This window comes from Moritella sp. 5 (assembly GCF_018219455.1).
Lineage (GTDB): Bacteria > Pseudomonadota > Gammaproteobacteria > Enterobacterales > Moritellaceae > Moritella.
Genome location: NZ_CP056122.1, coordinates 1,805,376 through 1,816,731, shown reverse-complemented (window position 1 = coordinate 1,816,731; position 11,356 = coordinate 1,805,376). Strand labels below are relative to the sequence as shown.

The following is an 11,356-nucleotide window of genomic DNA, read 5'->3' as shown; positions in this document are numbered from 1 at the left end:
GTCCTACATTGTGATGTGAACTTGGACTTTAAAGCTTTAGGGCTAGTAGCGAATTACGCAATTCGACATACCAATAATTCATTTAAATGTGTTTGCTCTTCATTGGTGATTTGTTCCCCGCTATTCTTGGAGATTAAAAAAACGTTCTCTGTCGATTCACCAAGAGAACTAATCTTAGCTGAATGAATCGTTAAATCACTTTGTGAAAATACAGAGCAGATTTCCTCCATATAACAAGGATCATCCAATGTGTTGATTTTTAGGAGTGATTTATTTTTTTTACTTGATTTTAAAAATTCTACAACGGTTATGTTTTCAAAGTTTTTCACAAACCTCGGTGTAGACAAATTGTTGTACGATATTTCATTGTTAATTGATTTTTTAACTCGAGAGACTATTTTATCAAGTCGAATTTTTTCAGTTATCGGCTCATTTTTGCTATCAAGTAACTTGATTATTTCTAATACCATCCCGTCTTTTGTTTGCATAATTTGCGCATCTTTGATCTTTAACTTAGCTGTAGCTAATGTGTTGAATATATCAACAAAAAGCTTAGGTCTGTCTTTTGTATAAACGATTAAGCAGGTTGAACTAGGCGACAAACTATCGGAAATGAAAATCATATCTTGTTTCACCGAGCCCTTTAAAATTTGCTCTGTAATACAACTAATCTCATCAACACTGTTACTGCTAAAAAAATGATTGGGTAAAGTTGACCATAACGACGCGATGTCTTGTTCGCTCCAGTCCATGCTGGTTAGTTTACTTGTTGCGTCATTTCTATTTTCTCTGATAAGGGTACGAACTTCGAATATATTCTCTATACCTTGCCTTAGCGCATCTCGGGTTGATAAATACAGCTGTTTTAATTGACATTCGTGCCACTCATTCCAATATTGTTCGTTTGTGGCGATCATATCTGCCACGGTCAACACGTAGAGCGCATTAAGCTTATCAAAAGAGCCAACACGTTTAGCAAATTGCTTGATAACATTAGGATCGTTAATATCTTGAGTTTGAATCGTCCCGATAAGGAGGTCTTGGTTTGCTACTAACCAATAAATAAGTTTAATACTTGAATTTTTTAGTTGATGAACTTCTGCAAACTCTTTAGCAATAATGGCACTAAGTTGACTATTCTCAACAGCTTGCTTACCTGAGATATGATGGCAAAGCGTCGCCAAGATTAGCGGGATTCTATCTTTAATATGCTGATTTACATTATAAATAAAACTTTTCTTATTAAAGTCACAACTGAAACTGTCGATTGCTTGCATCGCTTTACAGGTATGCTCATCGATGGTGTAAGCGTTATGCATATCGTATTGCATTTGACCTTCGATTTGCTTCCAATGTGCAAAGTAGGACGCTAAGATTCCATATCGGTGCATTAAACTGAGTGAGGTTTTTAACCCGTTAGGCTGTTGTAAAAGAGTAATAAACTCTTCCCGGCATCCTTGATAACAGCTCAGTTCACCCAGTAATATTCGTCTGGTCTGTCTTAATAATCTGAGTGTTTCAGGGGCAATACCGTTAATATCTTTATGTTTAGCAATCAATACAAACACCCTTAATACTTGGCGTTTGTCGATAAAAACCTCTTTATATCTTGCTTCAATTAAGTTATTTCGAACCATAAAGTATTCATCAATAATGCGCTCAGGCTTCTTGGGTTGGTACTTTAAAATATCAAATTGAAAAGAATCACTGAGCATTTGATTCAATTCGCGTATACGCGTCATCGCAGTAAACAAGTAACCCATCATGCTTTCAATCGCATGTTGGGTATTATCATCGCCACCGAAACGCATAAATTCAGCGACAGCCGATTGATAATCAAACAGTAGTATTTCTTGTGGTCTGCTAACAACTGAATGTAACGCCCAGCGTATTCGGCAGACAAAATCATAGGACTCGAGTAGTTCAGAGGTTTCATCTGAGGTTAAAAAACCTGTCGACTCTATTGTTTTCGGGTTATCAATTAAAAAATGCTTTTGGGCTATCCAATGTATGGTTTGTACATCTCTCATACCACCCGGATTATTTTTTAAATTAGGTTCTAAGTACAACGCGGTATTTTTTGCATGTTTATGGCGGCTCTCCTGCTCTGTTAGCTTCGCATGGAAAAACGCTTTACTTGTCCAAACCTTGTTTTGGAAAAGCGCATCCTTGATCATTGATGCGTGAGACGATGGCCCTAACAATGGACGAATATCGAGCAAATTTGTCGCTATGGTAATATCTTCTGTTGCCAATTGAATTGATTCTTTGAACGTTCTGACAGAGTGCCCAATGTCTGTCCCTAAATCCCAAAGCTTAGTGACAAAACAAGACAGTTTTTCTTCAACATCTGTGGACACCTGACCATCACTAATAATGGCCAGATCTATATCTGATTGAGGATGAAGCCTTTTTCTTCCGTAGCCACCAACTGCATTGATGGATAAAACTGACTTATTTAATTCAAATGAACACCAAAGTGCAATAAGCATTTGATCAAAATACTCGGATCTTTTTTCCATTAATGATTGAATTGAATCAGTATGAAATTTTTGGTTTAACTCACGATCAAACTCTGCAATGCGTCGACGTAATTCTGCACCAGAAGTTTCCATTGAAACGAAAGACATGTTAATCATCCTTTATAATAGCTTGAATCAGTATTTAAACTGTCAAGCTCTCCCTTAAAAGCTCACCAACAATAGTTATAGTTAAAATAATAACAGCTCTAACTAAATCATTCAATTACACTGTGGTTATTGCTCTTCTACATATATCCGGTGGGTTTCGTGCTCATATAAATGTTAGAACACTAATCAAATAGCTTAGAGTACGTGTATAAAATCAGCCGTGTATAGATCATGTTTATCACTATTTATGTCCAGAATCTTGTTAAAATTAACAACATGTATAATGTAGATAAAGCGTATAATATAAGTTCACTAAAAAAAATACGTTACAGGTTGGCTAAAGACATGCTGCAAAAAGAACTACGACAAGCTAAATCGATAGATAATGTCTACAACTCGGCATATTGGCATTTGGCTCAAAAGGACTACACTCTTGCAGAAATACGCACCAAGCTTGAACGTAAGACAGACAATCAAGAGTGGATAGAAACCGTATTAGACGATCTAGTTAGTAAGAACTACATCAAAAGCGATTTTGACTTTGCTGTTATTTTTGCTGAATCCGCCTTTCATAATGAACAAGGTAAATCGGCCATCTCACGTAAATTACGTGCCAGAGGCGTAGATGAAAAAGATGCAGCAGCAGCGATTGAACAAGTGATGGATGATGAGGAGATTGACCAATTTGAGTTAGCCGCATCACGATTAATAAGTACATTTCAAACATTTCACTCAACCACCAAAGAAAAACTCTATTCGCAATTCACCACCAAAGGGTTTTCACGTGCCGAGATTGATCACGCATTGGCCATGCACCCAGAAAAAGACACGTTAAGGTCCAAACTCGAAGTCAAAGCTGAAAAAGCAGACTTGAGCCAAGAAACCATGAAGCTATACCGTAAAGGTAAAGGTAAACGCGTTATACGTAGTGAATTGCGCAGCAAGTTAATTGACGTTGAAGATTTTGATAACGTGATAGACCAACTTGAACAGGCTGGTGATATAGACTTTTATCAAAGCTGTTTAGATGTATTAAATAAGAAACGTTACGACATAAGCAACAGCGCGGGTAAATCTAAAGCTTACGCCTATCTATCGCGTAAAGGTTTCGACTCAGATGAAATCAAAGAAGCGCTCAATCCATCAGATTAATTGCGGACTGAATTGATAAGTTGAATTCAATTGGTTAACAAGAATGCTGCTTATTTAGCTAATTTGGTTCTCAAGGCAATTTATTTACAATAACTTTGGCAAAAATCGAGAAACTTTGTTATATAGTTTCATTAAAGATAACAAAGTACCAATATCGAATAAAGGAATCACAATGACAAACCAACACGCACACGGCGAAGAAGGTCACGTACACGGTCCAGGCTGTAGTCACCACCACGAACCACAAGCTCCGATCGTAAGAGAAGGCGCTAAAGTTGGCCGTAACGATCCTTGCACGTGTAACAGCGGTAAGAAATTTAAGAAGTGTTGTGGTAAATAATCACGCGCTTTATTAAATAGTACTTTTGACTAAATTAGTAGACGTACTAAATTAACCATAAGTACTAAAAAGCCTCCACTGCTATTATTCAATATAGCTTTGGAGGCTTTTTGCTAACCGTCTGCTGTAATTGTTGTAATCAATTCTTGCAGAGTCGCTTCCGCTTTATCAGTTTCAATCTGGCAAGTACCCGCAGCTATATGGCCACCACCACCGTATTGAAGCATTAGCTCACCCACGTTAGTTTTCGAGTTACGATCAAAAATAGATTTACCTGTCGCAAACACAATATTTTGCTTTTGAAAACCCCACATTTTATGGATAGAGATATTACATTGTGGAAACAGTGCGTAAATCATAAATCGATTACCAGCGAAAATAGTCTCTTCGTCAGTTAAATCAAGTAACACTAAGTTGCCATGAACAGTTGCACAACGCTGAACCTGTGCTTTAAACATAGTTTCGTGTTCACGGTACAAATCAATACGTTCCTTCACATCTGCTAATGCCAAAATGTCATCAATGCTGTGATCTTTACAATAATCAATCAAGTCCATCATCAAAGCATAGTTCGAGATTCTAAACTCGCGGAAACGGCCTAACCCTGTTCGTGCATCCATTAAGAAATTGAGCAAATTCCAGCCCTGAGAGTCTAATACTTCATCACTATTGAACTGTGCAGAGTCACCTTTATCAACCGCGTCCATCATTTCAACCCATGCAGCAGGGTATGTATCGAGACCGCCATAATAATCCCACACCACACGTGCAGCAGAAGGCGCATCTGGATCAATAATGTGATTAGCGCGTTCGCCAGTATTACGAATAGTTTCAGAAAGGTGATGATCAAACGTCAGGTGGGCATTTTTAACATAAGGTAAATTTGTCACGATATCATACGGAGTAATATCAATTTTACCGTCTTGCATATCCTTAGGATGAACAAATTTAATGTCACTAATGAGATCTTGTTGTTTCAACAGCACTGCACATACTAGACCATCAAAATCACTGCGCGTTACTAATCGATATTTTTGTTCTGACATATTCATTCCTTTGTCACATAAGTTTAAACCTAAGATAACTAAAGATAACCGTATAGAAGAGTGAGAATCAAGCGGAGATTGTACGAGAGAGGCTTTGTAACTGCCCAAGCTTGAACTTGCGCGCAAAACAAACCTAAGATGGATGAATAATAATCACAATTTATGACCAAAATTAAGGTACTACGAACTCCGCATTGTAGCAATATTGAGTCCATAGTGAACTGATATTAAAACACATAAACTACTTCATTTTAATTTGACTACATCACCAGACACTGTCGTTTGATACCCGTTAAGTATCCACGCCCAAAACCAATCTTCTTGTACTTCAACATTAATCATTGCATCACCACCTTGCGATGCAATGGCAGCTTTTTGTGCACGAACAAAACGATCATTTTGTTGAATAGGAATAAAGGTAAATAACATGATCCCCGTCACTGTGGCTTTTCCTGGACCAATGACCGTATATTCACTTTCGCTTAAGTTTTGCGTTTTCATCGAAACACCAGTACAACCAGCTAGCATCGCAGAAGCGAATAGAACAGAACTCAACGCTTTGATCATTTTCATTTAGAAACCCTCAAATAGAAGTTATAACGTAAAAATAATGTCAATAGTACTAAGTCTAGTGATAGCTAAATTTAATGCCCACATGTTGCAGCGAATAACGGCTAAAAATCTTATGTTTAATAATCACATGTGATTTATTCGTATTTTTATAAAACAGAATAACCGTGAAGTCACCCTTCAATAATTCGTTTCAACTCAGTTATTGCCGCTGAAGTAGGTGGCACTTTCGCATTACTCCATACTACAACTTCCACTTGTTACAATTTTAATTTACTTGCAACACTTTATTAATATCCCGTAACTTGGTATAAACATAGTTAATATACTTAGTTAGGCATTAATTTGAAATATAAACCTAACTGATGTAACTATATTGGGGTATTAAAGGGAATTAACATGGGTTCGTTATCAGTTCAGTGGAAGATTACTTTGCTTTCAGGGTGTTGCATTTTACTTGTCGCAATATCATTAATCAGCTTTACGCTGTTGTCATCTACGTCCAACCAAAAAATAATTCAAGTCCAGAGCAGCGAGTCTGTCGGTGAAAAATCCGAACAATTACTGATGAGTGAAGCAAATACACAAGCATCAATCGTACAAAAATATTTAGACGAAGCAACATACCGTGCAGAAATGTTAGCCGAGAGTATTGCATTTCTGCAGTTTAACGCTGAAGAAAATTTTACCAGCAGTGATGAACTACGAAACTCCGTCTCTGAATTATTAAAGCGCTCGGTGCAAAATTTCGATAATATGCACGCCGCATTTACCACCTTCCTCCCCAACATGTTAGATGGTGAAGATGCTAATTATGCCAATGCAGACTATGTCAGCTCTAACGATCAAGGCCGCTTTTCTGCTTACTGGTATAAGAACAATCAAAATAAACCTACCTTAACAATTAAAAGTGAACAGCAGATCAATAACACAACGCAGGCTATTAGTGGGCAGGCAAACAATTTTTGGTATAGCTGCAGTATCACCAATAAACGTATGTGTGTGATTGAACCGTATTTATACAATGAGAATGGTGCTACTCACTTAATCAGTCCCATTACCGTTCCATTACGCAAACAAGGTAAAATAATAGGCGTAACAGGCATTGACCTCAAAATAGACGTTTTACAACAATATGCACAACGCGCAGACCAGGCTTTATTTGCTGGCGCTGGTAAAGTTCGTATTGTGAGTAACAATGGACAACTGGTTGCTTCTGATGATGACAATGCTGCTATTGGTAAACAAATCGCAGACCCACAATTGAAGCAATGGCTAGCCGATGGTGTAACACAGTCACAATGGAGTGCAAATCAGCAATCTTTAACCGTCTTCATGCCGATTAAACTCAGCGCGGTCAACTGGGGTATTATCATCACCATGCCAAGAAAAACCGTGATGGCAGATGCGTTAGCGCTTAATCAACTCATTGAAGATCAAGCAAACGAAACCCTTAAAATTCAAATTATCACAGGGATTATCGTAACCCTACTTGGTTTGCTTATTATTTGGTTTGCAGCCGTTAAGTTAGTCGCACCGATTAAAGATGTTGCAACTCGTCTACAAGATATTGCGAGCGGTGAAGGCGACTTAACCCAACGACTGGATGTTAAATCTACCGATGAAGTGGGCGAACTCGCTATTTGGTTTAATCGCTTTTTAGATAAAATCCAAGGTACGATCAAAGATGTGATTGAAACCTCTGATGCCATCAGTAAAACGTCTAAAGAAGCCGGTGAAATAGCCGAGCTGTCACGCCAAGGCAGTGAGTCACAATTTAGAGAAGTGGATATGGTCGCAACCGCCTCTGAAGAAATGACACAAACGTCAGCCTTAGTTCTAGAAAATGCAGATAAAGCTGCAGAAATGGCATGCCAAGCTGAACAATCAGCAAAAGGTGGCCAAGCTGTCGTGCAACAATCAGCAGATACAATGCAGGAATTAGTAGAAAGAATGGCGATGGCCGTACCGATTGCTGATGAACTAGAAAAGAACAGTGGTAACATTAGCGCCATACTATCTGTTATTGAAGGTATATCAGAACAAACCAACCTACTCGCTCTTAATGCTGCGATTGAAGCTGCAAGAGCTGGTGAGCAAGGCAGAGGCTTTGCAGTGGTGGCCGATGAAGTGAGACAACTTGCAAGCAGAACGCACGATTCTGTGGATCAAATTAGAGTGGTTATCGAAGATTTACAGTCCGGAACACGTAGTGTAACTACAGCAATAGCAGAAGGTAATCACCTTGCCCTTGAAACCGCAACGCAAGTTAAGCAAGCCGTAAATAGCTTAGCGGATATCTCATCATTTGTTGCTGATATCCAAAGCATGAACAGTGAGATTGTCAATGCGGCCAGCGAGCAAAAAACAGTCTCGACAGAAGTGAATGGCAATGTTGCTAATATTCGTGATTTAAGCCAATCAATTTTAGATCAATCGACCACGGCAGAAAAAATAGGTCATGATATTGCGAAACTGTCATCACAGCAGCAAGTATTGGTTGGGCAGTTTAAAGTCGAGTAGTCGTAAATTTAACGAATAGAAACAGAAATAATAATGACCATCACAAGCACCATTGTTCGGCTTGTGCTGGTCATCTGCATATAACACCACGTTTCATGATACGCGTTAAGGTTTTAGCATTAAAGCCTCAGTGATATCAGCAGCACTATGGCGTTCACTTATCGCTTCCCATGCTTCGCCTGATGTACGATTCACGATTCGACCACGCTGCACAGCAGGACGGTCTGCGATATCTTGAGCCCAACGTAGCAGGTGCTTATAACTTCCAACATCTAAAAATTCAGCAGCATCATATGCCTTACCAAGCACCACGTTGCCATACCAAGACCAAATCGCAATATCGGCAATACTATATTCATCACCTGCTATAAACTTATTCGCAGTAAGTTGCTTGTCTAACAAGTCGAGTTGACGCTTAATTTCCATCGTGAAGCGGTTAATTGGATATTCAAATTTTTCTGGTGCGTAAGCATAGAAGTGACCGAACCCACCACCTAAATACGGAGCTGCTCCTTGTAACCAAAATAGCCAATTCAATACTGTCGTGCGCTTCACGATATCTTTCGGTAATAAATGGCCGAACTTATCGGCAAGATAAAGTAAGATAGCACCCGATTCAAACACTTCAATCGACGGTTCACCAGATTGATCCACTAATGCAGGGATTTTGGAATTTGGATTAATACCAACAAACCCGGATGAAAACTGATCACCCTCACCAATGTTAATAATGTGAGCATCATATTCAGCCTCAATCACGCCCAAGGCTAACAACTCTTCCAACATGATCGTGACCTTTTGACCATTTGGCGTTCCCAACGAATAAAGCTGTAAAGGATGAATGCCGACGGGTAGTACTTTGTCGTGGGTAGCACCAGAAACAGGGCGATTTATTGATGCCCAAGTACCGCCATTATCATTATCGTTTGTCCAAACTGCCGGTGGTATGTATTCGCTTTCCATAATCTTTCCTTAGTGTTATCTATTGGTTCAGTGAACCGAACAAGCCCACTCGTTTAACTAATACCTTGCCAGTCAATTGCCAGCACTGCCATCATTACTTTATCGACAAATTTACCATTGCGGTAACCCGATTGCTTTTTAACGCCTTCATGAACATAACCGGCTTTTTCATATGCGCGGATCGCTGATGGGTTATTGGCATAGGCCGTTAATTCAATTCGGTGTAAACCCAGCGTGTTAAAGCCATAGTCGGAGATCACTTTGGTAACCTCTGTACCAATACCTTTACCCCAATAACTTTTATCACCAATAAGAATAAAATATTCACCCGAACGATTGAGTGTACTGATTGACGCAATACCTGCATAACCAATCAATTTACCGGATTCAGCACAGCAAATACCCAATGACACGCATTTTGAATTGTCATTAATACTTGATAACCAGGTTGAAATATCCGTTTGGGATTGCGGGTAGGCATAAGAAGATAAGCTAAATTGAGTCACGTCTCGGTCGCATGACCATGCGTAGAATTCGGCGGCATCACTCATATCGAGCGATCGTAATTGCACTCTATTTGTAACTAAAAACATCCTTTTATACCTTTAATATTTAACGCTAATTTTAATATATACAACATAAACTAACATAATTAGCGAAAATATAAAGTACAAGTCCCCTGCTCTCACAAGGGACTAGTTTAACTTAAAGACCACCCTGAGTCAGTTTCAGCGGATTGAGTAATTCACTCAATTTTTCACGTGATAACTCAGTGTGCTCTAGCGCTACATCAATGATCGCGCGTTTCTCTTTGTAGGCTATCTTAGCTATTTTAGCCGCTAGTTGATAACCGATAATAGGATTAAGTGCCGTTACTAAAATTGGGTTTTTATCCAAGGCTTGCTCTATATTCTGTTGCTGTACTTCAAAAGTCGCAATAGCTTTATCAGCTAATAGCACCACGTTATTACTCAATAAATTCAGGCTACTAAGTAGATTATTCGCAATCATAGGCAGCATAACATTAAGTTCGAAGTTTCCTGATTGTCCACCAATCGTGATCGCAGTGTCATTACCCATAACCTGCGCACAAACCATCGCCATTGCTTCTGGGATCACAGGATTCACTTTACCCGGCATTATTGAAGACCCTGGTTGCAGTGCTTCAAGGGCTATCTCACCAAGACCAGACAGTGGGCCAGAGTTCATCCAGCGCAAGTCGTTCGCTATTTTCATCAATGATACTGCGGTTGTTTTTAGCGCACCAGACAATGCAACAGCGGTATCTTGCGAGCCAATTAATGCAAATAGATTATCTGCAGGCGTAAATTCTAGATCCGTTGCAATACTTAATTGTTGATTGAATACACGACTAAAGTCGGCGTGCGCATTAATTCCCGTCCCCACCGCTGTTCCACCTTGTGCCAAGCGCTGAACCACAGGTTGTAGCGCCGTTAAGTTATTAATATTTTGCTTAACCTGCGCGCTCCAGCTATGCAAACTTTGGCTCATTTTAACGGGCATCGCGTCCATTAAATGAGTGCGCCCTGTTTTCACAAAATGATCAACGCTTTGCGCTTTTGTCTCAATAACTTGAACTAAATGATTTAATGCCGGTAATAACTGATTAGCAAGCGCGAGTGCGGCACTTACATGGATTGTACTTGGGATAACATCATTACTACTTTGACCATAGTTAACATGATCGTTAGCACTGACTGGCTCGCCGGCTATTTCGCTAGCAAGATGTGCAATAACTTCATTCGCGTTCATGTTCGAACTAGTACCGGAACCAGTTTGGTAAACATCGACCGGAAAATGCTGCATTACATCGCCCATTTCAGACAAATTTTTACAAGCCAAAATAATCGCATCTGCAATCGTTGGGGACACTAATTCAAGTTGTTTATTCGCTGCCGCAGCGCTGGATTTAATTTGGATCAAGGCGCGAATAAAGCCGACGGGTAATTGCTGGCCACTAATTGGAAAGTTGTTAACTGCGCGTTGTGTTTGTGCGCCATAGAGTGCCGAAGATGGCACTTCAAGTTCGCCCATACTGTCTGTTTCTATTCTAAAATTTGTCATTGTTCTTTCCGTAATTATCAGATGAATGGCACTAACTCAGTACCGTC

At 39.4% G+C, this 11,356-nt stretch carries 9 protein-coding genes; 3 read left to right on the top strand and 6 right to left on the bottom strand.

Annotation, left to right across the window (positions count from 1 at the left end; translation table 11 throughout):
• Nucleotides 1-53 precede the first annotated feature (53 nt).
• Nucleotides 54-2,630 carry a [protein-PII] uridylyltransferase gene (glnD, locus tag HWV01_RS08150; protein ID WP_249185480.1) on the bottom strand — a complete coding sequence of 859 codons (2,577 nt, stop codon included), beginning with the start codon at nt 2,628-2,630 and terminating at the stop codon, nt 54-56.
• A 345-nt stretch (nt 2,631-2,975) separates the two neighbouring features.
• Here glnD and HWV01_RS08145 point away from each other — a divergent pair, with 345 nt between their 5' ends.
• Both HWV01_RS08145 and HWV01_RS08140 read left to right on the top strand, forming a co-directional pair.
• Nucleotides 2,976-3,782 (top strand): RecX family transcriptional regulator, encoded by an 807-nt coding sequence (locus HWV01_RS08145; protein WP_211674904.1) that lies wholly within the window; start codon nt 2,976-2,978, stop codon nt 3,780-3,782.
• A gap of 172 nt (nt 3,783-3,954) precedes the next feature.
• Complete coding sequence (locus HWV01_RS08140; protein ID WP_211674903.1) at nt 3,955-4,122, top strand: SEC-C metal-binding domain-containing protein; 168 nt, start codon at nt 3,955-3,957, stop codon at nt 4,120-4,122.
• Between the two features lie 113 nt (nt 4,123-4,235).
• Here HWV01_RS08140 and HWV01_RS08135 read toward each other — a convergent pair whose 3' ends face one another.
• Together HWV01_RS08135 and HWV01_RS08130 are read right to left on the bottom strand one after the other, a co-directional pair.
• Nucleotides 4,236-5,168 carry an exopolyphosphatase gene (locus tag HWV01_RS08135; protein WP_211674902.1) on the bottom strand — a complete coding sequence of 311 codons (933 nt, stop codon included), beginning with the start codon at nt 5,166-5,168 and terminating at the stop codon, nt 4,236-4,238.
• Nucleotides 5,169-5,414: 246 nt separating this feature from the next.
• On the bottom strand, nt 5,415-5,741 hold the full coding sequence (locus HWV01_RS08130) for a hypothetical protein (RefSeq protein ID WP_211674901.1): 327 nt from the start codon (nt 5,739-5,741) through the stop codon (nt 5,415-5,417).
• Nucleotides 5,742-6,137: 396 nt separating this feature from the next.
• Here HWV01_RS08130 and HWV01_RS08125 point away from each other — a divergent pair, with 396 nt between their 5' ends.
• A complete protein-coding gene (locus HWV01_RS08125) occupies nt 6,138-8,261 on the top strand; it encodes a methyl-accepting chemotaxis protein (RefSeq protein ID WP_211674900.1) in 2,124 nt (707 codons plus the stop codon).
• A gap of 105 nt (nt 8,262-8,366) precedes the next feature.
• Here HWV01_RS08125 and yghU read toward each other — a convergent pair whose 3' ends face one another.
• The 3 genes from yghU to HWV01_RS08110 form a co-directional block, all read right to left on the bottom strand.
• Nucleotides 8,367-9,224 (bottom strand): glutathione-dependent disulfide-bond oxidoreductase, encoded by an 858-nt coding sequence (yghU, locus tag HWV01_RS08120; protein ID WP_211674899.1) that lies wholly within the window; start codon nt 9,222-9,224, stop codon nt 8,367-8,369.
• A gap of 53 nt (nt 9,225-9,277) precedes the next feature.
• On the bottom strand, nt 9,278-9,817 hold the full coding sequence (locus tag HWV01_RS08115; RefSeq protein ID WP_211674898.1) for a GNAT family N-acetyltransferase: 540 nt from the start codon (nt 9,815-9,817) through the stop codon (nt 9,278-9,280).
• 112 nt (nt 9,818-9,929) lie between these two features.
• Nucleotides 9,930-11,309, bottom strand: a complete 1,380-nt coding sequence (locus HWV01_RS08110; RefSeq protein ID WP_211674897.1) for a lyase family protein — start codon at nt 11,307-11,309, stop codon at nt 9,930-9,932.
• Nucleotides 11,310-11,356: the final 47 nt, after the last annotated feature.